The following is a 24,842-nucleotide window of genomic DNA, read 5'->3' on the forward strand; positions in this document are numbered from 1 at the left end:
TATGCCTGTGTTAAGCTTTAAATACAGGAAAAGCAATAAACTAAGGAAAGGATGATAGTCATGGAAAATATAGATTTAGTTTATTTAGATAAAATGGAGCATATTAAAAAGAATGAATTTGATAAAACATTATTGGATAACCAGAAATATTTAAAAAATATAATGGAAAATTCAATACAATACCAGGATTCCTTAGGATGGTTAGATATATCTGAATGGGCAGGAGAAACAGCCATTTCCAACATTATGGAGAAAGCGGAAAGAGTACGACGTAACGCAGATGTATTTGTACTGGTGGGAGTGGGCGGATCCAATCAGGCTGCCAGAGCGGTCATTAAAGCATTACAAAACGATAACGGACCAGAGATACTGTATGCAGGAAATAATATTTCTGCACATTATGTAAGGCAGCTATTGAAGAAATTAAAAGATAAATCCGTATACATCAATGTAATTGCCAAGAATTTTGAAACATTGGAACCAGGAATCGGATTTCGTGTTTTAAGAGAATATCTGGAAGGAAGATATGGAGAAGAAGCTAATAAACGTATTACTCTGACAGGGACAAGAGGAAGCAGGCTGGATGAGATTGCCAGAGACAATGGTTATGATTTTCTTACGTTCCCAGACAATATCGGAGGAAGATACTCTGTACTTTCAGATGTGGGATTGTTTCCTATGGCAGTGGCAGGTATTGATATTAAATTGCTGGCACAGGGTGCAAAGGATATGCAGTCCTATCTGCATGAGTGTGATCCAAAAGAGAACATTGCCCTAAGATATGCGACTTATCGTAATCTTTTATTGGAAAAGGGGTACGATATTGAAATGATGGCTTTTTTTGAGCCACAGCTTCATTATTTTTCAAAATGGTGGATTCAATTATTTGCAGAAAGTGAAGGCAAAGACAATAAAGGGATATATCCGGTCTCAGTAAATTATTCGGAAGATCTCCATTCTGTGGGACAATATGTTCAAGATGGACAGAAGATAATCTTCGAGACATTTATTGATGTGATCGAGCAAAATGAAAGTCTAATATTAACAAAAGATCATGTAGATGACAAGTTTGACTATCTGAATGATAAAGACTTCTGGGATATTAATAAAGCTGCATTTGAGGCGACCATCTACGCTCATAGTGATAGTGGAATACCTTGTTTGAAAATTACATTACCAAGTTTAAATGAATATTATTTCGGAAAGATGTTTTATATGTTCGAGTTTGCCTGCTATGTTTCCGGCAGCATCTTGGGAGTGAATCCTTTCGACCAGCCAGGAGTTGAGAACTATAAAGGATATATGTTCAACAAGTTGGGCAGGTCTGATGAGTCTAAGTAATCTAAAGACTATGAATGAATTTAATATTTTTGTTGACAGAGCATGCTTTAAGGGAGGAAGCTAAGTGAATTTAATATTTTTACTTGTAAGTTTTTTGGCATCTGTAGCGGGAGGTATTTGCGGAATCGGTGGAGGTGTGATCATAAAACCTGTACTTGATGCAATTGGGATTATGGATGTAAGCTCTATCAGCTTCTTATCAGGATGTACAGTACTTTCTATGTCGATTATATCAGTAATGAAATCATTAAAAAGAGATAAATCAATGGTGAATTTAAAAACGGGAACATCCCTTGCACTTGGGGCAGCTATTGGAGGGATACTCGGGAAAGAGATGTTCCAATATGTATATCTGGTCTTGCCGGATAAGGATAAAGTTGGAGCTATACAAGCTGTTGTATTAGTTTTTATCACAATCAGCACCTTGCTCTATACAATTTATTCTTACAAAATTAAGACACATCATATTGAAAATTTACCGGTATGTGCTATAATAGGATTGTTTTTGGGAATATTATCTACCTTTCTGGGAATCGGTGGAGGACCTATTAATTTAGTAGTACTTACATATTTCTTTTCAATGGACATGAAAAGCGGTGCAGTAAATTCCTTATACATTATAATGTTTTCACAGTTCACAAGTTTAGTGAATACGGTGATTGGCGGTACGGTTCCTAAGTTCAGCATACTCGTATTAGTACTTATGGTAATTGGCGGAGTAGCTGGCGGTATGGTTGGAAGTAAAGTGAATAAGACCATATCCATAAAAAATGTGAATAAATTATTTATTACTTTAATGGTAGTTATCATTTTTATCAATATATACAATGCAGTAAAATTTTCAATAGGATTCTAAAAATAAATAGTTTATTGTATCTGTGCTGAAAGAACATATTAATATAAGAATTTACATAATCTTTATTTAAGAATCAGTTAGGAGTTAATCACTATGGTACCAAGAGATATTTTGATATCAGTTATAGATGGCCAAGGCGGAGGAATCGGAAAGAGTATTGTCAGTAAATTAAGAAAACAGATTCCTAAAGACAGTGGTATTACAATATGTGCTTTAGGCACGAATTCTACGGCAACGAATAATATGATAAAAGCAGGTGCCGATATTGGGGCAACAGGGCAAAATGCAATTGTAAGGACAGCCAGGGAATCTCATATAATTTTAGGCCCAATGGCTATTGTTGCAGCCAACTCCATGTTAGGAGAACTAACACCTGCAATGGCACTGGCAGTCAGTTCTTGTTCTGCCAGGAAGATACTGATTCCGCTGAACCGATGCAATATTACAATTGCGGCAGAGCTGAATTCAACGACGGAGGTCTATATTGATTACAGTATTAAATTAGTCAGCCAGTATATTGATCAATTAAAATTATAGTCAACAGATTTTTTGATATCCAACAAGGAGTAGGAGAAAAGAAAGAGTATGGATATACACAAATTATTAGAACAAGTGAAAAATAATGAAACTTCTATTGCTCAGGCAGAAGAACTTCTAAAGAAACTGCCTTATGAAGATTTGGGATTTGCAAAGTTAGATCATCATAGAACCCTGCGTTCCGGGTTTGGTGAAGTTGTTTATTGTGAAGGAAAGTCCATGGAACATCTTAGGGAGATATTTAGAAAGTTTTACGAACAGGATATGAATGTATTAGGAACCAGAGCATCGGGGGAACAATATGAAGAAGTAAAATCAATTTTACCAATGGTACAATATGATAAAGTATCCAGGATCCTTTCAATACAGAAAAAAGAAATTCTAAGAAAAGGATGTGTTGCAGTATGTACCGGAGGAACTTCTGATATACCAGTGGCAGAAGAGGCAGCCCAAACCGCAGAGTTTTTTGGAAGTAATGTAATTCGAATCTATGATGTAGGAGTGGCAGGAATACACAGACTGCTTTCCAAAGTGGAAGAGATCCGTAAGGCAAATTGCATCATTGCAGTAGCAGGAATGGAGGGAGCTTTAGGCGGTGTCGTGGCAGGTCTTGTTGATAAACCAGTGATTGCAGTTCCTACATCCATAGGTTATGGTGCTAATTTTGGTGGATTATCTGCCCTGCTTACTATGCTGAATTCCTGCGCAGAAGGTCTTTCTGTCGTGAATATTAATAATGGCTTTGGAGCTGGTTATATTGCAACACAGATAAATCGATTAGGATATGAAAATGGCAGTAATTGAGATAGACATCAGCAGATCAAAGTACAATACTCCTGTTTATTTATACTAGAAGTGTTGTAAAATCAAATTATATATGGTAGAATCATACAGAATGTTCTATGAAAGAACATACCGTGGAGAATCACGACTTATAAACAAATCTTGATGAAAAATTACATATTATAGAATATAAGATCACGAAGATCATTTAAGAATAAATTTCGGAATGGAAATTTTATTTTAATGATCTTTTTTTTGACTCGATTTAAGAAAGGAAAAATATCTAAACATGAAGATTATAAACGCACAAAAAGAAGACTTAAAGCAGGAAACATCAAATATTGGAGGAATTATCAGCATACTTATTGTTGTTTCATTGATATCTATTCTTATTTGCATAGGGCTTGGTCCTGTAACGGTTACACCCGGAAATGTTGTTAAAATACTTATAAATTTAATTCCTGGTTTTGACGGGGTTATTCCACACACCTGGGAGCAGCTTGACCAGAATATTGTTCTTGGACTGCGGCTTCCAAGAGTCTGTCTTGGATTTGTAGTTGGAGCATCTTTGGCTGTTATCGGGGTTACTATGCAGGCTCTTGTCAGAAATCATCTTGCGGATCCATTTATTTTGGGAGTATCTTCAGGTGCAGCGGCTGTTGCAACGTTAGGAATGTTATTCGGAGTGTTCGCTTTCCTTGGCAAATATTATCTCTCAATAAGCGCTTTCATTGGTTCTGCAATAACTATAATTTTTGTATATGTGATTTCCCAGGTACGGGGGCGTATCAATATTACACAGTTGCTTCTTTCAGGTGTTGCAATTTCAATGATTATGGATGGGGTTACAAGAATTATAACTCTTAGTGCTCCCAATGCATTGGGGCTGCATAATGCAACTTTTTGGATGTCAGGAAGTCTTGCAGGTGCTAAATGGGGATACCTCACATTGCCTTTAGTGGTTTTGCTTATTTGTATGGCTGTTCTAATGGTAAATTACAGAGGACTTAATCTGCTTTTACTGGGAGATGAAAGCGCAGGGGCGTTGGGAATAAATGTGGCAAAACTGCAAAAACTGTTGATTTTGGTAGCGTCCCTTATGACAGGAGTAACTGTTGCTGTCAGTGGAACAATTGGATTTGTTGGGCTTATGGTACCTCACTTTACGAGACTTATAGTAGGAGGAGATCACCGCAAGGTTTTGCCTATTTCTGCTCTGCTGGGTGGAATTCTTGTGATATGGGTTGATGTTGCAGCAAGGATGCTTATTGCACCTGAAGAAATGCCTGTTGGTATACTTACAGCAATTATAGGTGGGCCCTTATTTATTTGGCTTTTGAAGCGGAATACAAAAGAAAAGGCCGGGAGGTGAGCATATGAGATTACAAATTGAAAATCTTTCTTTTTCGTATGGGAGCATAGATGCTGTAGAGGATATATGCCTTAAAGTAAAAAAAGGAGAATTCATTGGGCTGATTGGACCAAATGGCAGCGGTAAGTCAACGGTCCTGAAAAACCTTTATCGAGCACTTAAGCCTGATAAAGGAAGTGTAATGCTGGATAATGAGAATCTTTTCGCAATGAGCCATAAAGAGGCTGCTCTGAAACTAGGAGTCGTAGGGCAGGAGAACGAAGTACCTTTTGAATTTAAAGTGGAAGAAATAGTTGCTATGGGACGTAGTCCTCATAAAAAGCTATTTGACATTGATACTGCTGAAGATAAAAGAATTGTTCATCATGCCCTTGAACATCTCGGTATGGAAAATATGGCAAAGCGAAGTTATCAGAACCTTTCAGGAGGTGAAAAACAAAGGGTAATAATAGCACGTGTAATTGCACAGGAAACAGATTTTCTTATATTGGATGAGCCAACGAACCACTTGGATATAAGCTATCAGCTTCAAATATTTGATTTTGTTAAGCGGCTAGGTGTAACCGTACTTTCTGCAATTCATGATTTAAATATGGCAGCACTTTATTGTGACAGGATATATGTTTTAAAGAACGGAAAGATTGTTTTAAGCGGCACACCTGAGGAAGTTCTTACACCCGAAAATATATATTCCGTATATGGTGTTCGTTGCGATGTTACTATTCACCCTATTACGGGAAAGGTGGCAATAACGTTTTTGCCTGCTGGAATGGGTATATAAATTAAAATTAAAGGAAGAAAAATTATGAAAAAAAACCTATTTGCAATATCAATAATACTTATGCTAACATTAACACTCTCAGCATGTGGGAGTACAGCCCCGTCTGCACAGAAAACACCTGATTCCTCCGTGACTGAGACTTCTCAAAACTCCAGTAAAGAAGAAGGAGAGTATCCAATGACTTTTAATAACTACGGCAGAGAGGTCGTTATCAATACAAAACCTCAAAAGGTTTTAACACTTGGACCTAACTGCACAGAGTTATTTGTAGCATTGGGACTTACAGACCATATTGTGGGTAATAGTCTTAAAAATCATAGTAGAGGACCGCTTCCTGAATATGCCAAGGAGTTTGAAAAAATCCCTGAACTTAATTACGGAAGTGCTACACGTGAGGCTGTTATTTCCAGTGGAGCTGATTTTATATATGGATTGGATTGGGAATTTGGAGGAGATAGTTTAAATACTGACGAACTTGAAACCTACGGTATATCAACTTATATGAACTCTGCTACTTCTATGGAAGAGATTTATCAGGAAATCTTGGACATAGGTCAGATATTTGGGGTCACGGATAAGGCACAGGCGTATGTTGAGGACCAGAAAGCCCGTATCAGTGCAGTACAGGAAAAAATAGAAGGGAAAGAAGCTCCAAAAGTCCTGATTTATGACAGCGGTAATGACGGTGTGTTTACATGCAGCGGAGTAAATTTTGAATCCTTGTTAATTGGAATGGCAGGTGGAGAAAATCTGTTTGGAGATCTTACCGAAAAAGCATGGATAACGGTAAGCTATGAGGAGGTTCTGGCAAGGGAACCGGATGTTATAGTTATACACGATTATGACAGCCCTTCAGTGGAAGAAAAAATTGCTGAAATTAAGGGGAATGACATGTTTGCTCAACTTGACTGTGTGAAAAATGAACGTTTTGTTACTATTGAGCTGGAAAGTGTACTTCCAGGAAATCGTATGGCTTATACTGTTGAAAAATTAGCGAAGGGATTCTATCCTGATTTGTTTAACTAGCCCTCCCAAATTAAACATAACATGTACAACCGTGAGTTTGCAGTGTCAAATCTCGATATTGAGAATGAATTGTAGTTATTAATAAATCAAATAAGTAGGGACTATCGCAAAATTATGCGATAGTCCCTTAATATTTCTTCATATTCACTTGTCAAACGATATAGCAAGATATTGTAATGGAAAAATAATTTTCTAATATACTATTAATCATAATTCCAATGCTATCTTTTGAATAAGTTGATAAATACTATTATAATCTTTATTATATTCCAGGCATATCTTTTTAACACTTTCATATTCCGGGTAATAAAAAGTATTCTGATTATAAGTACATACTTTGACCAGGGCATCTCCGTAAGGAGTTGCCACTTTTCTTACTTCCCTGCCCAGAGTAGTTCTTGTATCTTCATGTTTTCGAATTCCAATTGTGGTAGTGTGAGTAAAGATTATTTCTTCTAAAAGTGATAACTTTTCTTCATCACAGATGACACCTAACATATATGCGGGCCTATTTTTCTTCATATAGATAGGAGTATAGTAAACATCTTTTGCACCTTTTTCCAATAATAAATCCATTGTAAAAGATAATGCTTCTCCGCTGCAATCATCGATATTAGCCTCTAATACCCACACTTTATCATTGATGGTATTACCACTATTCACTGTGATGTCTTCAATAAGCATTGCTCTTAAGATACTTGCCTGTTCATATTCCCGTTTTCCGGCTCCCAGACCAATTCTATGGATTCTAAAATCCTTTGGAAGGGAATCCTTTGTTCTGATGGCAGCTACAATTGCGGCACCGGTTGGAGTTACTAATTCTCCTTTGACTGAAGTGATATGCAAGGGAATATGATGTTCTGCTGCAATATTGGCCACAGCAGGTACAGGAACCGGAAGAATTCCATGCTGACATTTAATATGACCGGTACCCTCATATAATTCTGATACGATTACCTCTTCAATGCCAAGATTATCAAGGCAGATAGCAGCAGCCACAATGTCAACAATGGAATCTATGGCTCCTACTTCATGAAAATGTACTTCTTCAATAGATTTTCCATGGGCTTTTGCTTCTGCAACTGCCACAATATGGAAGGTTTTCTTCGCAATTTCTTTCGCTTTTTTGGAAATATCAGAGTTATCTATGATTGTGTTGATATCATATAAATTTCTGTGATCATGTTGACCCAGCTGTATAGGAGTATGATTATGGTCGTGATCGTGATTCTGAATATGAGTATATTCATGTCCATGGTCATGTTCACCATTATGATTATGATCATGAGAATGTTCATCATCCATATGGGAATGGCCATTCTGATCCAGTATAACATCAAAATCACATGCATCAATGCTGGATTTTATCCTGCGGCCAATTTTAATTTTATATCCTTCTACATGAAGGCTATTAAGACCAGCCATTAGAACATCCTGACTTGCACCTAAGTCTAATAGTGCGGCGACAGTCATATCTCCACTAATTCCTGAGTAACATTCTAAATATAAAGTTTTTTTATTCATCTTTTTTCCAGCTTTCTATTATACTTTTCTTTTAAGTATCTATTTCTTATTTGATCTTTTGATTAAATCATTAGCCACGCAGCTTTCTCTTGTAATAATTGAAAAAGGCAATTCTACTTTGATAGGGAGATTCTTCCCATTTTCAATACGGTCAATCAAAATCTTGGCAGTCATCTTACCCAATTCTTCCATAGGCACATGAATTGTTGTCAACATAGGAGAAACATATTGTGCGGTATCAATATCATCAATACTGATAATTGATATATCAGAAGGGACATTAAGTCCTTGTTCTTTTATCGCTTTCATTGCGCCAATTGCAGTCAGGTCATTGGCACAGAATAAAGCAGTAACAGGGGATCCTTTTTCTAAGAATTCTTTTACTCCATTATATCCCCCTTCTGAGGAAAGAGGTGTCACAATAATATTTTCACGGGTAACAGGTAAGCTTAGGGAATTCATGGTATCTAAATATCCCTGATATCTTAATTCTTTATTCTTTTCTCCTACATAGCCAATTGAAGTGTGTCCAAGATTATGCAGGTATTTGATTGCGGCAACAGAAGCTTCGTATCCATCACATATTACCTGGTCAAAATCTGTATCGATAGTGTTGAGTCCTGTATATACTACATGCTTATATTGTTTTTTAATAAAGGTCAACAGGTTTTTATCAAATCTTCCAAGTACTGCAATACCATTTACCTGATTGTTGGATATCATATGAAAGGTATTGGCATCATTAATATCATAGGCAGAGAAAGAATATTTCATGATATATCCCTGTCTGAAAGCCTCCTGTTCAATAGCTCTGGCTATTTGAGAGAAAAACGGGTCATTGGTTGTACTATTTGAACGGGCAAAAATGCAACCAATAGTTTTCATTGGTGGCTGTACATATTCTGTATTATTGCCTAACTTTAGATTTCTGGCGGTAGAGTTGGGTATATAATTTGTTTCTCTTACAATTCTCCAGATAGTATCCTGAACTTCTTTGCTGGCAACTTTCAAATTGCTGTGATTAATTACCCGAGAGACTGTAGACACGGAAACTCCAGCCATTTTAGCAATTTCTTTTAATGTCATAGAATCCTCCCATTTAAACTGATTTTTGGTTATAGCTGAACTGTTACGATTTTTGTATTCTTGAATATAAAAATCCATATGGTATATACTCAAGTTTATCTGATGACTACCAGCTGTAACACTCCCACTTCTAAAGTGGAAGACAACAGCTGCTACGTCCTAGATAAGTGGGGCTAAGATTTAGATGTGGTAAAAACCACACCTGAATTAAGGTTCACTTTATTATACTCATTCTATTATAACATTACGATTCTTTATTATGCAAACGTTTGTGTAAAAAACATAGAAAATTCATAGGATTCTAAATTTAAATATGATAATATCAATTCAGAAAGATGAGAAAGGTGGTATCAGATATGAAAGGCAATCTATTGGTTGTTCACGGTGGCGGGCCAACTGCAGTGATTAATTCATCCCTATATGGTGTAATCACTGAGGCAAAGCAAAATGATAAAATAGATAAAATATATGGTGCAATTGGAGGAACAGAGGCAATTCTTAAGGAAAATTTCCTGGATTTAGGAAAGACAAATGACGAGAAGTTAAAACGATTGCTTCATACACCTGGAACAGCGATAGGTTCTTCAAGATTTGCGTTGGAACAGGAAGATTACCAGGAAATGGTCAAGATATTCAAAAAAAATAATATTAAATATGTGTTATTTAATGGGGGAAACGGATCCATGGATACCTGTGGAAAGGCCGAGAAGGCATGTGAAGGGGAAGATATTTATGTGGTAGGTATTCCTAAGACGATAGATAATGACCTTTCAATCATTGATCATGCACCGGGATTCGGCAGTGCTGCAAAATATATTGCGGCCACTACAGCAGAAATAGGGGCAGATGTTAAATCTCTGCCAATCCATGTTTGCGTTATTGAGGCAATGGGCAGAAATGCAGGATGGATTACTGCAGCTTCTGCATTGGCAAGGAAAAATGAAAAAGATGCTCCTCATTTGATCTACCTACCTGAAAGGCCATTTGATGAAGAAGAATTTCTGGAAGATGTAAAAAAATTATATGATGAACTTGGCGGTGTAGTGGTTGTAGTAAGTGAAGGTTTAAAGAATAAAGATGGTGAATCCATAGTTCCGCCAATCTTTAAAACAGAACGGGCTATTTATTATGGCGATGTAAGTTCACATTTATCTAATTTGATCATTAAGAGATTAGGGATTAAAGCAAGAAGTGAAAAACCGGGACTGAGCGGACGGGCTTCCATTGCACTCCAATCAAATGTAGACAGAGAAGAAGCAATCCTGGTGGGAAAAGAAGCAGTGAAAGCAGCAGTTGCAGGGCATACGGGAGTTATGGTAGGGATAAACCGTATTCCGGGACAGAAATATAAGATTGAAACTTCATTAATTCCAATTGAAGAAGTTATGATGCATGAAAGAGTGCTGCCGAAAGAGTATATCAATGAACGGGGCAATGATGTTACGAAAGAGTTTATCGATTGGTGCAGACCTTTGATTGGTGAAGATTTATTAGATTTTTTAAGTTTCAAAGATGAGATGTAATGATAATGAAAGAACAGAAAGGAAGAAAAATTTGAAACATATTTATTTGAATTTAAAGAGATTTGATATCCCAAAAGAATACGGCGGTGTAAACAGTATTGCAGACCCTGGTGAATGGGGAAAGTATATTGTGGAAAATACAAGAGAAGAATTAAGCAGATATAGCAAAGATGAAGTAGAATTTGTTATGTATCTGCCTGAAGCACATCTGATAGGAGCAATCAGTGATCTGGAGAAAGGTGGTATACTTCAAATCGGCTGCCAAAGTGTATATCGTGAAGATACTGCAATTGGAGGTAATTTTGGTGCATTTACTACAAACAGAACCGGCAATTCCATGAAAGCAATTGGCTGTACCGGAACGATTATCGGCCATTGTGAAGAGAGAAAAGATAAAGCAGGCATATTACTTGAAGCTGGCATTACAGATACAGATGCCGTGAATCGTATTCTTAATAAAGAAATCAAAGCAGCAACAAAGGCAGGTCTTAAAGTATTGTATTGTATCGGTGAGAGTGCTGAGGAACAAGAAAACTGGCAGGAAGTATTAAAGAAACAATTATCCGTTGGTTTAGATGGAGTGGATATGAGCAAAATATCAATTGCATATGAACCAATCTGGGCGATTGGACCAGGGAAAACACCTCCGGATAAGGATTACATTGAGAAGATTGCCAGATTTATAAAATCAGAAACCAATGGTTTGCCGGTTACATATGGTGGAGGCCTTAAGGTAGATAATGCGAAAATGCTGGCTTCTATACCGGAAATTGACGGTGGATTAATTGCATTGACCAGGTTTCAAGGGGAAATTGGATTTTATCCCGATGAATATATAGAGATTATTAAAACCTATTTAGGTAAATAATAGATATGAAAGAAAGCGAGGAATCAATATGAAATTATCATTTGAGTATGGACATGGCATGATGGATGCGAACCTGCCAGATAATACAGATGTTTTTATTACAGGAGAAACCGTAAAAGATCCTGCATGCATTCCAGAAGACCAATTAGTAGAAAAAACATTGGAATCCATTCGTAATCCTATTGGGATGGAACCTTTGACCAAACTGGCAAAAAAGGGGTCAAAAGTAACTATTATATTCCCGGATAGGGTAAAGGGGGGAGAACAGCCTACTGCTCACCGAAAGATATCCATTAAATTAATCTTACAGGAATTATACAGTGTGGGTGTTGAGAAAAAAGATATCCTTCTTATCTGCTCCAACGGTCTTCATAGAAAGAATACAGAGAAAGAAATCCGCGGTGTTTTAGGAAATGAGATATTTAATGAATTCTGGTATACACATCAGATCATAAATCATGATAGTGAAGATTATGAACATCTTGTAGATTTAGGGGTAACAGATCGTGGAGATCCGGTTATTATGAATAAATATGTGTATGATAGTGATGTTGCCATATTGATAGGACATACACAAGGAAATCCGTATGGTGGATATTCAGGTGGATATAAACATTGTGCAACCGGTATTACTCATTGGAGATCCATTGCTTCCCATCATGTTCCTGAAGTTATGCATAGAAAAGATTTTGTTCCTGTAAGCGGACATTCCATGATGAGAACTAAATTTGATGAGATTGGCCAGCATATGGAAAAATGTATGGGTAAAAAATTCTTCTGCTGCGATGCTGTTCTTGATACAAAATCCAGACAGATTGAGATTAATAGCGGCTATGCAAAAGAAATGCAGTCAATATCATGGAAAACAGCGGACAAAAGAACTTATGTACCATTTGCAGAGAAGAAATATGATGTTCTGGTATTTGGTATGCCACAATTCTTCCATTATGGAGATGGAATGGGAACAAATCCGATCATGCTCATGCAGGCTTTATCAGCACAAGTGATTCGTTTTAAAAGAATAATGAGTGATAATTGTGTCATTATCTGTTCTTCTGTATGCAATGGATATTTTCATGATGAATTATGGCCATATCTAAGGGAAATGTATGAAATGTTCCAAAAAGATGGCATGAATACATTACCGGATATGAACAGACTTGGAGAATACTTTGCAACCAACGAAGAATATATCAGAAAATATCGCTATACCAATGCATTCCATCCATTCCATGGCTTCTCCATGATATCCTGTGGACATCTTGCAGAACAAAACACTTCTGCAATCTACCTTGTAGGTGCAGAGCAGCCTGGATTTGCAAGAGGAATGGGATTAAAGACGAGAGCATCTTTTGAAGAAGCCCTGGAAGATGCCAAGAAAAAATTTGTAGGACCAAATCCGAACATTTTAGCATTACCTATGACATATAAACTGGCATCTGTTCACCTTACGATGAAAGATGAAGTATATCACGGTTAATGTAAAATAATATAAAATAAAATCTAGCGGGAAGTTAATTCGATTTTAATGCTAAAATTAAAATTGAAAAACGTCCCGCTAGTGCTGGTTCTATTAATTTGCATGAAAGTAATGAATTCATTGCAAAGAATAAATCAATTAAGAGAGGGAGAATGTACAAATGATTAAGATAAAAATGAAAAGGAACGATAAGACCCTAAGGAATAAGAAAGAGATAAAGAAAAATAATAAAGGGATAAAGAAAAACTCAGACAAAAACAATAAAAAAGTATTTTTAAAACTGCCAAAAATATTCAAATCAAAAAGTGATAATACCATACAGCATAAAATATCCAATACAATACTGATGATCGTACTGATACTCACCATTATTGTGGGAGGAAGTGCCGTTGTGCTTAATTATACCAGTTCTATGGGAGTTTTAAATGAATCTATGAAAGAAACAGTACGTTTATCTTCAGCTTTAGTTAGTGCACAATTGGAAGAATATTTTAGAATTGCAGAAGAATTAGGGAAAAATACTAGTTTATCCAAAGAAAGTATTGCCACTTCTCAGAAAAAATTCTTACTTGAATCCAAAACAATACAATATAAATTTATCTCTATTGATTTTATTGATGCTTCCGGTATGAGCATTGCCCAAGAAAAAAATTTAGGAGATCAGCTGTATTACAAGGCAGCTATGAAAGGAAAAGCGTATATTAGTGACCCTGTTCTTGATGAAGAATCCGGGGAACCCAGATTTATCATATCAGCTCCGGTATGGGAAGGAGGAGTTATAGACAGTGAAGTTGTAGGGGTCCTTGCTATCACCCCATCATCTACATTTTTAAATGAAATTATATCTTCTATACATATTGGGGATACAGGTGCTGCATATTTATTAGACAGATATGGGACAACCATTGCAGATCAGGATTATTCTAAAGTAGGAAAATTTAACGCCATCAAGGAAGCAGAATCCGATTCTTCTTACAGCAGTTTAGCTAAGATTAATGGAGCAATGATTGAACTGAAAACCGGATTTGATACATACAGGGTAGACCATTCCTCTAAAATTATCGCCTATTCTCCAGTAGAGAATACCAATGGGTGGAGTATAGGGGTGTATGCGGATAAAAATGAATTTATGACGGAATTCTACCTGTCACTTGTAATTACTATTTTATTTGCAGTGGTATTCATTTCTCTTGCCAATATATTTGGTAAAAAGATTGGAGCACAGATTTCACTGCCGATAGAAAAGGCAGTAAAGCGATTAGAACTCTTATCCGGTGGGGATCTTAATACTCCGGTTCCAGAACCTTTAGTGGAAGACGAAACAGCCCTGCTGCTTAATTCAATGAAAATTACTATTGAAAGATTAAAAAATATTATACAGAGCATATCCGGTTCTCTTGGAGAACTGGCAGAGGGAAACCTATGTATCATATTAGGGGATGAGTATATTGGTGATTTTGCTCCTTTGGGGACATCCATTGGAAAAATTACAGATTCCTTTAATGAATCATTATTGAAGATAAAAGAAAATGCTGCCCAGGTTGCAGATGGCTCAGGACAAATTGCAAGATCAGCAGAAAGTCTGGCAGAGGGAGCTTCTGATCAGGCAAGTACGGTAGAAGAATTAACTGCAACAATTACTGATATTGCAGAAAAAGTGAAAAATAACGCTTCCGGCACTCAAATTGCTAACGAGAAATCATTATCAGTGGGTATGCATGTGGAGACGAGTAACCAGCAAATGAAAAATCTGATGCAGGCAATTAATTTAATCAGTGATTCCTCCAATCAGATCGTGAATATTATCAAAACAATTGAAGAAATTGCAGAACAGACGAATTTATTGTCTTTAAATGCTGCAATAGAAGCTGCAAGAGCAGGGGATGCCGGAAAAGGTTTTGCTGTCGTAGCAGATGAGGTACGGAATCTTGCCTCAAAAAGTTCTGAAGCTGCAAAAGATACTGCCCGTTTAATACAAAATTCTTTAGAAGCGGTAGAAAATGGTACACAGATAGCAGATAAAACAGCAGATTCCTTAAAGGAAATTGTGATTTCAACAAAGGAAATGCAGAATGTCATTGAAGGTATTGCAAAAGCATCAGAAGAACAGGCGACTGCCTTAGAGCAGGTAACCTATGCTGTCAACCAGATATCAGAAGTGATTGAGAATAATTCTGCCGTAGCACAAGAAAGTTCCGCAGCGAGTGAAGAGTTAACCAGTCAGGCTCAATTACTTAATGAATTAGCAGAGCAGTTTAGAACAAGAGTGAAACATTAGTGAAATATATGTTTAAGGTAAGTAATAAAAAAATACATCATTTAGAAAGAAGGGATGCAATGAATCATTTAATCATTAAAAATGGAAATGTATATACGGATGGCAGTTTCAAGAAAGCAGATATTATCATTAAAGATGGAATCATTAAAGAGATAACTTCTGATACCGGGAATTTAGAAGATTTTGAAGTGTTTGATGTGAATGAACAAAATATTGTACCGGGCTTTATAGATGTTCATACCCATGGTGCTGTCAATGTGGATGTAAATGGAGCAACGGCAGAGGATTTAGATAAAATCAGCTATTTTTTTGCCTTGCAGGGCACAACATCCTGGTTATGTTCCATTCTAACAGATACCAAAGAACAGACTCTATGGTGCATTGATCAATATAACAAGCATAAAAACCAGGAATGTAATGGTGCAAAATTAATGGGAATTCATCTGGAAGGCCCTTTCCTGGCCCCTGAATATAAAGGAGCCATGCCAGAACACCTATTGATAGAACCAGATATGGAATTAATAAAAGAATATCAGACAGCGGCCAATGGTGATGTGAAATATATTACGGTATCTCCTGAGGTAGAAGGTATTCCAGATTGTATCGATGATCTTAAGGAATTAGGAATTGTAGTAGCAATTGGCCACTCAGGTGCTGATTATGACATTGCCATGAAAAGTATTAACAATGGTGCAACAAGTGCCACTCATACTTTTAATGCGATGAAATTAATGCATCAGCATTTTCCGGCAATTGCAGGAGCTGTACTGGAATCAGATATTTACTGCGAAGCTATCTGTGATGGAAGACATCTGCATCCAGGTATAGTTCGTCTGCTGATCAAGACAAAAGGTATTGATAAGGTGGTGGCGGTTACCGATTCTATTATGGCAACAGGATTGCCCGATGGCAATTATAAATTAGGTGTAAATGATGTGGTTGTTGTGGATGGTGATGCAAAGCTGGCAAACGGGGGAGCCCGTGCAGGCAGTACCCTTACCACAATCAATGCTCTTAAGAACTTAATGGAATTTACGAAACGGCCATTAGAAGAAGTCATAGTATTATTAACAAAGAATCCAGCTACTATGTTAGGGCTGTACGATAAGATTGGTTCCATATCAGTCGGAAAATATGCTGATTTAGTAGTGTTAAATAAAGATAATGATGTAATTGCCACCTTTGTACAGGGAAAAAGGATCATGAAATAAGTTACAATCAATAAGGGGAACTATTAGACAGATTATATAACTAAAAGTATGATAAAACTTCATACTTATGCATATTTACATCCCAGAGTATAATTACAGCATAAAGAGATGAAAGACCTCAATAAAGAGACGAAAGGAATGTAAATATGAAAGCGAACACCCCAGCGAAATCAAAAAAGAAAGGCAGCAATATCAGTGCTAAAATTCCAAACAAGGTTTGGTTGCTTATTTCGTTTGCAACAGCTATGTTACTTTTGTGGTTGTTGTCAATCAACCCCAAAACTGCACGTAGTTTTCCAAATATACTTGTAGTAGCAAAATCTCTGCAAACCATGATAGAAAGAGGAGTTTTTTTCAAGGATATCGGCAGCAGCTTGATTTCAGTATTATCGGGCTTTGGTATTGGATTCATTATTGCCCTTCCAGTAGCTATATTAATGGCTTGGTACAGACCAGTGCGTAACATAATCGAACCTTGGATCCAGTTTGTAAGAAATATTCCACCACTGGCTTATGTACCACTTATTGTTATATCAGCAGGTGTTGGACGTAAACCTCAGATTATAGTTATCACTATTGCTACTTTTTTAACTATGGCAATTACAATCTATCAAGGTGTAATTAATATTGATGAGACACTCATTAAAGCAGCCAGAATCTTAGGAGCAAAAGATAAAGATATCTTCTTAAAAGTAATCGCACCAGCAACATTGCCATTCATTATAACAGCAGTAAGATTAGGTGCATCCGTAGCTTTAACAACATTAATTGCAGCGGAATCCACAGGTGCGACAGCCGGTCTGGGGATGCGGATAAGGGCATTGAACAATTCTTTTGAATCAGCCCCGATGCTTTTATATATCATCATAATTGGTATCATAGGTATTACAATTGAGAAACTAATTAAAATGCTTGAGAGGAGATTGACAGGATGGCAAGAGAAGAGAGAAATATAAAATTAAAAATAGAAAATGTAAAAAAGATTTTCAATACACGTAATGGAGAGATGGTTGCATTAAATGGAATAAATCTGGATATTCTGGAAAATGAGTTTATATGTGTAGTCGGTCCTTCCGGATGTGGAAAATCAACATTACTAAACATAATTGCTGGATTGTCACAACCTTCTTCAGGTAAAATCTATTGTGATGGCCATGAAGTAACAGGTACTGGTACAGAAAGAGGAGTTGTTTTTCAACAATATGCACTTTTCCCATGGTTAACAGTTAAGAAAAATGTTGAGTTTGGTTTAAAGCTGCAAGGGATCAAAGGGCAGGAAGCTTCTGATATTGCAATGAAATATATTAACATGGTTGATCTGAAAGATTTTGCAAATCACTATCCGAAAGAATTATCCGGTGGTATGAAACAGCGTGTTGCAATAGCCAGAGCCTATGCAGTGAATCCATCCGTACTTTTAATGGATGAACCCTTTGGAGCCTTAGATGCACAAACAAGAACACAACTTCAATCAGAGCTGCTTGATACCTGGCAAAAAGAGAAAAAGACATGCTTCTTCATAACCCACGACGTGGATGAAGCCATTATATTAGCACAAAAGGTTATTATAATGAGTGCAAGACCCGGACGCATTAAAGAAATCGTTGATATTGATATTCCTTATCCAAGAAACCAGGAAACCAAAATGTCAAAAGAATTCTTAGATTTAAAGAATCATATTTGGGGACAGGTATATCAGGAGTACTTGGAAGTAAGGAAATAAAGAAATAATTATTAAGACCAAATGGGGCTTATAATTATAGATAAACATTTTAAGGAGGAATGAAGATGAAAAAAGTATTAAGTTTAGCTCTGGTATTAACGATGACTGCTTCAATGCTAATAGGGTGTGGTGGTAAAAAAGAGGAAGCAGAAACAGCACCTGTAAAAGAAGAAACAACAAATACGGATACGGCAAATGATGCTGCTGCCGAAGAGATTACATTAAATGTAGCATATATGCCTAATTATGCCAGTTTATGTACGGTTGTAGCAGGTATGAAAAAAGGTTATTTTGAAGAACAGGGTATTAAAGTTAATTTAGTTGAATTTGCAGACGGACCGACTATAATTTCTGCAATGGAATCCGGAAGTATTGATGTTGGTTACATTGGACCTGGTGCACATAAGCTTGCTATTCAGGGTAAAGCTGACATATTTGCCATATCACACTATGGAAATGCAGATGAAGTAATTGGAAATACCGACAAAGGAGTTTCCAAAATTGAAGATCTGGCAGGCAAAACGATTGCTATGGCATCCGGAACAACCAGTGAAACAATTTTAGATTTAACATTAAAGCAGGCAGGTCTAACCAGAGATGACGTTAAAGTCATGGATATGGACGCATCTGCAATTGTAACAGCTATGCTCTCAGGCAGTGTGGATGCTGCTGCTACCTGGTCACCAAACACATTTGCAATTAAAAAAGAATTAGGGGATAAAGCAGTGATGCTTTCAAACAATAAAACCTTTATTGATATTTTTCCTTCTATCGCATCTTGGATATCTAACCCAGGTTATGCTGAGAAAAATCCTGATATTCTTTTAAGATTTACAAAAGCCCTTTATAAAGCAATGGATTATAGAACTGAAAACCCTGAAGAAGTTGCCGGATGGGTTGCCGAACAAACAGCTTTAGATAAAAATGCAGTATTAGATCAGATTTATGATGGCGATTGGACTACAGCAGCTCAGGTAATTTCATCTATTGAAGATGGTACTATGGAAGAATACTATAAGGCACAACAACAGAACTTTATTGACAGCGGTGCAGTTACAGAAGAAGTTGCAGTAAGCGACTATGTATCATTCCAGAATATGCTTGATGCAGCAAAATAATATGATAGAATTGTCAGTGAAGTAATATAACTTCTTAAACTATTAGGGCTATCGCTTACTGTGATAGCCCTAATGGAATATTATCTTAGGAGATGGACAAATGCTTTTATTATTGATGCTTTTTTTTATGATTGCTTCCATATTGCTTTTGATAGTGAGACGTAATAAGGAATCTTTCTATCTTCTTGGTATGTGCCTGAGTCTTGCAATACAATTGACAGGAATTCTGATCTATATTGCAAAAAAGGGTGGTATATCAAGAGAATTACAAGAGTTCTTTTTCCTTTCTCTTAAGATAAAGACCAAAATTCAATATCTTTTAATTACTCTGGATTTATTAGGAACGATTATAGCAGTGGGAAGATATTTATTTCCGTTATTTTTATTGCTGCTGGCAATAAAATATTCTATGATACCCTGGATTCGGAGAGGAAAGTGGCTGAATGCTGCTGTTTTAATATTACCAATATTATCTTTAATTCTGTATAATCCAAGGATTTTTCGGATTTTAACATTAAACAGACCTCGTTTACAAAGTGTGATCATAAGCGCTTCTTCCTACTGGATCATCCTTTATGTTGCAATTGCATTTATCCTACTGATCATTGAATTATCTTCAATTACTATGAAGTTTTGCAAAAAACAGTTTATTCAGATTATAATTTTTATCACTTCTATCTCCATTGTATATTTACTTTATTGCGGACAAGATCCTGCACAGGTTTACCAATTCTATTCCAATGACTTCCTATGGAGGAATGGAATATATTACATGAATTCTACTCTTTCCATACAGGCATATATTACTATTGTTGTTGGCAATGTGATTGCAGGAATATTAGGATTTGCCAGTCTTCTTAAATATACCCAGGGAAATTTTGAGGATAACCGGGAAGAATTTGTAATGAAGAATAAATTTGACAGTGTGAGTTTTGGCGCTTCTGTATTTGTTCATAGTATAAAAAACCAGCTGCTTGCCAACAGGGTGATTCATAAAAGGATACAACAGGTATATGAGAAAGATACCGTAGATATAAATCAATTAAGAGAGTATATCAATACCTTGTCAGAACAAAATGAAATTATGCTTACGAGGCTTGATGAACTATATCGTTCCGTAAAGTCTAATTCAATCTATTTAGTACCGGTTCTGGTAGAAGAAATCGTTAAATGTGCGATTGAACGCTTTCATAACAAGTATCCGGACAAACATATAGAAATTGAATTAAGAACGAAAGCCACAATTTTAGCAGATAAGACACATTTATGCGAGGCCGTCTATAATCTCCTTGTAAATGCCCAGGATGCGGTGACGGAGGCTAATCGGGGTGATGAAGGCAAAGTTTCCTTAATTATACACAATGAAAGATTATATACAGTAATTGAAATAAGGGACAATGGCACGGGCATTAATGATAAAGTCATGAAAAAGATGTTCGAACCTTTCTATTCAAGTAAGAACTCCAACTATAATTGGGGAATGGGATTGTATTATGTAAGAGCCATTGCAAAAGGACACTTTGGAAGCCTTCGTTATGAAAGCAAAGAAGGAAAAGGCAGTAGTTTTTATATACTGCTTCCTAAGTATATGGAGTAGGGAAAGGAGTTATTTTGGCAGATTATATTAGAATTCTAATTGCTGATGATTTTCAAATTTTAGTGGAAGATTTATCAGAAACAATTAATAGACAATCAGATATGAAGGTTGTAGGAACTGGGTTAAGTGGACAAGATATTGTAAAATTAGCCTTGCAGACAGAATTTGATATCATATTAATGGACATTGAGATGGAAAATCTTATGGCAGGAATTACAGCAACGGAACGTATTAGAGATGAAAAAAAAGATGCTAAGATTATTTTCCTCACTGCTCATGAAACAAAAGATATCGTGATCACTGCAATGGCAACGGGAGCAGTGGATTATGTTGTAAAAGGAGTTTCTGAAGAAGAATTAATATATCACATACGAAGCGCTTATGAAGATAAACCGGTCATGAAAGGAAAGGTCCAGGAAATACTGTTACAGGAATATAGAAGATTACAGGAATCTGAAAAGAGTCTTTTATTCTTTATTAATAATATATCACAATTGACCAGTGCGGAAAGGGAATTAGTCCGGCTGCTTTTAAGAGATCTGAAGGTGACGGAAATTGCAAAAGAGCGCTGTGTGGAGGTCGTCACTGTGAAGACACAGATAAAAAGTCTCTTACGTAAATTTGGTTGTTCCAGAACAAAAGAAATCGTTAAAATCATAAGAGAACTTAATCTGAGCCACCTTTTCTAATACAAGAAGGAGATCAAAGTATGATACAGGAATTTTATACTTATAATAAAAAAGAATTGCTTAGTAACCCTAAAATTCCATTAATAGTGATGGAAGATAACCAGTCAATCTTTCAATCCATGGCTAAAGAAATGGTGGATGAAATTGAAAGAAAGAATTCCCTGAATGAAACAACGGTATTTATCTGTCCTGTGGGTCCGGTTGGACAATATCCATATTTTGTTCATATGGTAAATGAGAATAACATAAGTTTAAAGAATGTTTGGTTTATCAACATGGATGAATATTTAGACGATAAGAAAGAATGGATTGATAAAGATCATAAATTAAGTTTCAGAGGATTTATGGACAGAAATGTATATTCAAAAATCAAACCAGAGCTTGTTATGTCCCAGGAACAAAGAATCTTCCCGGATCCTGAAAACACTTCATACATTCCTGAACTTATCGAGAAACTGGGAGGAGTGGATATTGCTTTTGGAGGGATTGGGATCAATGGCCATGTTGCATTTAATGAACCAATGGAAGAATTATCAGGTGAAGAATTCCTCCAACTAAAAACCAGGGTTTTAGAGATTGCAGAAGAAACCCGTGCAGTAAACTCTATTGGTGATTTAAATGGTGCACTGGATGCTATGCCAAAATACTGCGTAACAGTTGGTATAAATGAAATCAGTAATGCTAGAAAAATCAGATTAGGCTGTTTTAGAGATTGGCATCGTGCTGTAGTCCGTCAGGCTGCATACGGTGAAAAATCTGCACATTTTCCGGTATCCTTATTACAGGGGCATAAGGATATCAATATTAAATTTTCAGAATTCATTGCGAATCTGAAAGATTGATAATTACACAAAAATCACACTTTATCCAGTCTGGCGTCGACCGGCTGAAGGTGGTGTTTATATACCACTTAAAAGAAAGGAAGCAAAAATATGCCAGTTATTCCATTAAGACCTTTATTAGAGGCAACAGAAAAATATAATTTCGCATTTGGAGCTTTTAATGTAAATGCTGTAGCTCAGGTGAAAGCAGCAATTGAAGTTCACGAGATGTTCCGTTCCGCGGCTATACTACAGGGTGCAGATTTAGCAAATGGGTTCATGGGAGGAAGAACAGACTTCTTAAATTCTACTTTAGAAGATAAAAGAAAAGGTGCAAAAAACATTGGAGATGCAGTTAGAAAATTTGGAGAAAATTCACCCATACCCATTGTGCTGCATCTTGATCACGGAAGAGATTTCGACTCTGTAAAAGCGGCAATTGACGGTGGTTATACTTCTGTTATGATTGATGGTTCTTCCCTGCCTTTTAATGAAAATATTGAATTAACAAGAGAAGTAGTCAAATATGCACATGCAAGAGGAGTTTCTGTGGAAGGAGAACTTGGTGTTCTTGCCGGTGTGGAGGATCATGTGTTCTCTGAAGCGTCTACCTATACCAATCCTCTTGATGCGGTTGAATTCTTCCGCAAGACCCAGGTAGATGCTCTTGCAATCTCCTATGGTACAATGCATGGTGCGGTAAAAGGCAAGAATGTAAAACTAAGAAGAGAAATTGTAATTGCAATTAAAGAATGCTTAAAACATGAGAAAATATTTGGTGTCTTGGTCTCTCATGGTTCTTCTACTGTACCGAAATATATTGTTGATGAAATCAATGGTTTAGGCGGTGAAATTAAAAATGCAGATGGTATTGCTGTCAGCGAATTAAAGAAAGCCATTGAATGCGGCATTGGAAAGATCAATGTGGATACCGATATTCGTCTTGCTGTGACCAGAAATCTGAAAGAATTCTTTCAATATAATCCATCCAAAAGGGAAAGTGCTTCCATTGGTGGAATCTATCAGTTATTAGAGGAAAAGAAAAATCAAATCGATCCGAGAGCTTTCTTAATTCCAATTATGGACACTGTAATGTATGGTACAATTCCGGATGATGATGTTGCCGGTATCATCCAATGTGTAGAAAAAGGTGTAAAAGAAGTCATAGGAACTTTAATCGTTGATTTTGGATCTGTTGGCAAGGCTCCTCTCATTGAATGTGCAACGTTAGAAGATATGATTGAAAGGTATAAAAAGTAATGTTATGAATGGAGAAAAAGAAATATTATTTTTAAACCCTGTCTTTTTAGAGCAGATATGGGGTGGAAACCGCCTAGCCACAGAATTCCATTATGATACTCCCAGTGAAAGAACAGGCGAATGCTGGGCAGTGAGTGCTCATGAGAATGGTGACTGTACCATTGGAAATGGTACCTATAAAGGTGAGTTCTTAAGCACTCTATGGAAGGATCATAGAGAATTATTCGGCAATGTAAAGGGAGACAGATTCCCTCTACTCATTAAAATCATTGATGCAAAAGAGGATTTAGCGATTCAGGTCCATCCGGATGATAATTATGCCGGAATACATGAGAATGGATCACTGGGAAAAGCAGAGTGCTGGTATGTATTAGACTGCAATGAGAATGCTGAAATTATCATTGGTCACAATGCCAGAGATAAAGAAGAATTAATTGAGATGATCCATAAGAAAGAATGGAACCGCCTTATTAGAAGGATTCCTGTTAAAAAAGGTGATTTCTTTCAAATTGATCCGGGAACAGTACATGCAATTACAGCAGGTATTTTAATTCTGGAGACACAGCAAAGCAGTGACATTACATATCGTTTATATGATTTTGACCGTTTAAGCAATGGTGTACCCAGAGAGTTGCATATTGAGAAAAGCATTGATGTTATAAAAACTCCATATGTAGAAAGAAAATCAGAAAGAATGACAACTAGAGGACCGGGCTGTTTCAAAGAAGGGCTTGTAGAATGTGATTATTATTTTGTTGACAAAATAGATATGGACGGAATACAGATCTTTCATAATACAAATCCATTTCTGATTATGAGTGTGTCAGAAGGGAAAGGTACGATCAATCATATACCAATTAAAAAAGGTGATCACTTCATCATACCAAATGGTTTGAAAGATTATACACTGGAAGGAAAGCTATCAATTATCATTTCGGGAATCAATAAATAGTGAGATTTTCACTACA

22 protein-coding genes are annotated in these 24,842 nt (G+C 36.4%); 20 read left to right on the top strand and 2 right to left on the bottom strand.

All coding sequences use genetic code 11. From position 1 onward, the window contains the following. Window positions 1-60: 60 nt before the first annotated feature. From EDD66_RS15215 to EDD66_RS15245, 7 genes are all read left to right on the top strand, one after another. Window positions 61-1,341: a glucose-6-phosphate isomerase gene (locus tag EDD66_RS15215; RefSeq protein WP_123610438.1), complete on the top strand. Its 1,281-nt coding sequence runs from the start codon at window positions 61-63 to the stop codon at window positions 1,339-1,341. A gap of 64 nt (window positions 1,342-1,405) precedes the next feature. Continuing rightward, window positions 1,406-2,197 carry a sulfite exporter TauE/SafE family protein gene (locus EDD66_RS15220; protein WP_123610439.1) on the top strand — a complete coding sequence of 264 codons (792 nt, stop codon included), beginning with the start codon at window positions 1,406-1,408 and terminating at the stop codon, window positions 2,195-2,197. Window positions 2,198-2,305: 108 nt separating this feature from the next. After that, window positions 2,306-2,734, top strand: a complete 429-nt coding sequence (locus EDD66_RS15225; protein WP_123610486.1) for a DUF3842 family protein — start codon at window positions 2,306-2,308, stop codon at window positions 2,732-2,734. A gap of 48 nt (window positions 2,735-2,782) precedes the next feature. After that, entirely contained in the window at window positions 2,783-3,538 is a 756-nt protein-coding gene (gene larB, locus EDD66_RS15230; RefSeq protein WP_123610440.1) for a nickel pincer cofactor biosynthesis protein LarB, read from the top strand. A 268-nt stretch (window positions 3,539-3,806) separates the two neighbouring features. Further along, a complete protein-coding gene (locus EDD66_RS15235) occupies window positions 3,807-4,889 on the top strand; it encodes a FecCD family ABC transporter permease (protein WP_123610441.1) in 1,083 nt (360 codons plus the stop codon). Window positions 4,890-4,893: 4 nt separating this feature from the next. Beyond that, on the top strand, window positions 4,894-5,670 hold the full coding sequence (locus tag EDD66_RS15240; protein WP_123610442.1) for an ABC transporter ATP-binding protein: 777 nt from the start codon (window positions 4,894-4,896) through the stop codon (window positions 5,668-5,670). Between the two features lie 177 nt (window positions 5,671-5,847). Further along, window positions 5,848-6,696 carry an ABC transporter substrate-binding protein gene (locus EDD66_RS15245; protein WP_243115386.1) on the top strand — a complete coding sequence of 283 codons (849 nt, stop codon included), beginning with the start codon at window positions 5,848-5,850 and terminating at the stop codon, window positions 6,694-6,696. A 207-nt stretch (window positions 6,697-6,903) separates the two neighbouring features. Here the strand turns inward: EDD66_RS15245 and larC are convergent, their stop codons facing one another. Together larC and EDD66_RS15255 are read right to left on the bottom strand one after the other, a co-directional pair. Next, window positions 6,904-8,220, bottom strand: coding sequence for a nickel pincer cofactor biosynthesis protein LarC (larC, locus tag EDD66_RS15250; RefSeq protein WP_123610444.1), 1,317 nt, complete (start codon window positions 8,218-8,220; stop codon window positions 6,904-6,906). A 39-nt stretch (window positions 8,221-8,259) separates the two neighbouring features. Beyond that, complete coding sequence (locus EDD66_RS15255) at window positions 8,260-9,306, bottom strand: LacI family DNA-binding transcriptional regulator (protein ID WP_123610445.1); 1,047 nt, start codon at window positions 9,304-9,306, stop codon at window positions 8,260-8,262. Window positions 9,307-9,662: 356 nt separating this feature from the next. Here EDD66_RS15255 and EDD66_RS15260 point away from each other — a divergent pair, with 356 nt between their 5' ends. From EDD66_RS15260 to manA, 13 genes are all read left to right on the top strand, one after another. Continuing rightward, window positions 9,663-10,829, top strand: coding sequence for a diphosphate--fructose-6-phosphate 1-phosphotransferase (locus tag EDD66_RS15260; protein ID WP_123610446.1), 1,167 nt, complete (start codon window positions 9,663-9,665; stop codon window positions 10,827-10,829). Between the two features lie 31 nt (window positions 10,830-10,860). Continuing rightward, complete coding sequence (locus tag EDD66_RS15265; protein ID WP_123610487.1) at window positions 10,861-11,697, top strand: triose-phosphate isomerase family protein; 837 nt, start codon at window positions 10,861-10,863, stop codon at window positions 11,695-11,697. 28 nt (window positions 11,698-11,725) lie between these two features. Further along, window positions 11,726-13,177, top strand: a complete 1,452-nt coding sequence (locus EDD66_RS15270) for a lactate racemase domain-containing protein (RefSeq protein ID WP_123610447.1) — start codon at window positions 11,726-11,728, stop codon at window positions 13,175-13,177. 160 nt (window positions 13,178-13,337) lie between these two features. Continuing rightward, entirely contained in the window at window positions 13,338-15,455 is a 2,118-nt protein-coding gene (locus EDD66_RS15275; protein WP_123610448.1) for a methyl-accepting chemotaxis protein, read from the top strand. 59 nt (window positions 15,456-15,514) lie between these two features. Then, on the top strand, window positions 15,515-16,666 hold the full coding sequence (gene nagA / locus EDD66_RS15280; RefSeq protein ID WP_123610488.1) for an N-acetylglucosamine-6-phosphate deacetylase: 1,152 nt from the start codon (window positions 15,515-15,517) through the stop codon (window positions 16,664-16,666). A gap of 146 nt (window positions 16,667-16,812) precedes the next feature. Continuing rightward, entirely contained in the window at window positions 16,813-17,622 is an 810-nt protein-coding gene (locus tag EDD66_RS15285; RefSeq protein ID WP_123610449.1) for an ABC transporter permease, read from the top strand. Continuing rightward, entirely contained in the window at window positions 17,598-18,389 is a 792-nt protein-coding gene (locus tag EDD66_RS15290) for an ABC transporter ATP-binding protein (RefSeq protein ID WP_123610450.1), read from the top strand. Before EDD66_RS15285 ends, EDD66_RS15290 begins: the two co-directional genes overlap by 25 nt. Window positions 18,390-18,454: 65 nt before the next feature. Next, window positions 18,455-19,507 carry an ABC transporter substrate-binding protein gene (locus EDD66_RS15295; protein ID WP_123610451.1) on the top strand — a complete coding sequence of 351 codons (1,053 nt, stop codon included), beginning with the start codon at window positions 18,455-18,457 and terminating at the stop codon, window positions 19,505-19,507. Between the two features lie 100 nt (window positions 19,508-19,607). Then, complete coding sequence (locus EDD66_RS15300) at window positions 19,608-21,104, top strand: sensor histidine kinase (protein ID WP_123610452.1); 1,497 nt, start codon at window positions 19,608-19,610, stop codon at window positions 21,102-21,104. Between the two features lie 14 nt (window positions 21,105-21,118). Further along, window positions 21,119-21,793, top strand: a complete 675-nt coding sequence (locus EDD66_RS15305; protein ID WP_123610453.1) for a response regulator transcription factor — start codon at window positions 21,119-21,121, stop codon at window positions 21,791-21,793. A gap of 20 nt (window positions 21,794-21,813) precedes the next feature. Further along, a complete protein-coding gene (locus EDD66_RS15310) occupies window positions 21,814-22,635 on the top strand; it encodes a 6-phosphogluconolactonase (protein ID WP_123610454.1) in 822 nt (273 codons plus the stop codon). Between the two features lie 90 nt (window positions 22,636-22,725). Continuing rightward, window positions 22,726-23,874, top strand: coding sequence for a class II fructose-bisphosphate aldolase (locus EDD66_RS15315; protein ID WP_123610455.1), 1,149 nt, complete (start codon window positions 22,726-22,728; stop codon window positions 23,872-23,874). A 4-nt stretch (window positions 23,875-23,878) separates the two neighbouring features. Beyond that, window positions 23,879-24,826 carry a mannose-6-phosphate isomerase, class I gene (gene manA, locus EDD66_RS15320; protein ID WP_123610489.1) on the top strand — a complete coding sequence of 316 codons (948 nt, stop codon included), beginning with the start codon at window positions 23,879-23,881 and terminating at the stop codon, window positions 24,824-24,826. Window positions 24,827-24,842 lie beyond the last annotated feature (16 nt).

The sequence above is a fragment of the Mobilisporobacter senegalensis genome (assembly GCF_003752155.1).
GTDB lineage: Bacteria > Bacillota > Clostridia > Lachnospirales > Lachnospiraceae > Mobilisporobacter > Mobilisporobacter senegalensis.

Excerpts from the sequence above, each read along its gene's own strand:
- EDD66_RS15235 (WP_123610441.1), top strand. The coding sequence starts at position 3,807 with ATGAAGATTATAAACGCACAAAAAGAAGACTTAAAGCAGGAAACATCA.
- EDD66_RS15245 (WP_243115386.1), top strand. The coding sequence starts at position 5,848 with ATGACTTTTAATAACTACGGCAGAGAGGTCGTTATCAATACAAAACCT.
- EDD66_RS15215 (WP_123610438.1), top strand. The coding sequence starts at position 61 with ATGGAAAATATAGATTTAGTTTATTTAGATAAAATGGAGCATATTAAA.
- EDD66_RS15310 (WP_123610454.1), top strand. The coding sequence starts at position 21,814 with ATGATACAGGAATTTTATACTTATAATAAAAAAGAATTGCTTAGTAAC.
- larB (WP_123610440.1), top strand. The coding sequence starts at position 2,783 with ATGGATATACACAAATTATTAGAACAAGTGAAAAATAATGAAACTTCT.
- manA (WP_123610489.1), top strand. The coding sequence starts at position 23,879 with ATGAATGGAGAAAAAGAAATATTATTTTTAAACCCTGTCTTTTTAGAG.
- EDD66_RS15260 (WP_123610446.1), top strand. The coding sequence starts at position 9,663 with ATGAAAGGCAATCTATTGGTTGTTCACGGTGGCGGGCCAACTGCAGTG.
- nagA (WP_123610488.1), top strand. The coding sequence starts at position 15,515 with ATGAATCATTTAATCATTAAAAATGGAAATGTATATACGGATGGCAGT.
- EDD66_RS15275 (WP_123610448.1), top strand. The coding sequence starts at position 13,338 with ATGATTAAGATAAAAATGAAAAGGAACGATAAGACCCTAAGGAATAAG.
- EDD66_RS15240 (WP_123610442.1), top strand. The coding sequence starts at position 4,894 with ATGAGATTACAAATTGAAAATCTTTCTTTTTCGTATGGGAGCATAGAT.
- larC (WP_123610444.1), bottom strand. The coding sequence starts at position 8,220 with ATGAATAAAAAAACTTTATATTTAGAATGTTACTCAGGAATTAGTGGA.
- EDD66_RS15285 (WP_123610449.1), top strand. The coding sequence starts at position 16,813 with ATGAAAGCGAACACCCCAGCGAAATCAAAAAAGAAAGGCAGCAATATC.
- EDD66_RS15270 (WP_123610447.1), top strand. The coding sequence starts at position 11,726 with ATGAAATTATCATTTGAGTATGGACATGGCATGATGGATGCGAACCTG.
- EDD66_RS15315 (WP_123610455.1), top strand. The coding sequence starts at position 22,726 with ATGCCAGTTATTCCATTAAGACCTTTATTAGAGGCAACAGAAAAATAT.
- EDD66_RS15295 (WP_123610451.1), top strand. The coding sequence starts at position 18,455 with ATGAAAAAAGTATTAAGTTTAGCTCTGGTATTAACGATGACTGCTTCA.
- EDD66_RS15255 (WP_123610445.1), bottom strand. The coding sequence starts at position 9,306 with ATGACATTAAAAGAAATTGCTAAAATGGCTGGAGTTTCCGTGTCTACA.
- EDD66_RS15300 (WP_123610452.1), top strand. The coding sequence starts at position 19,608 with ATGCTTTTATTATTGATGCTTTTTTTTATGATTGCTTCCATATTGCTT.
- EDD66_RS15290 (WP_123610450.1), top strand. The coding sequence starts at position 17,598 with ATGGCAAGAGAAGAGAGAAATATAAAATTAAAAATAGAAAATGTAAAA.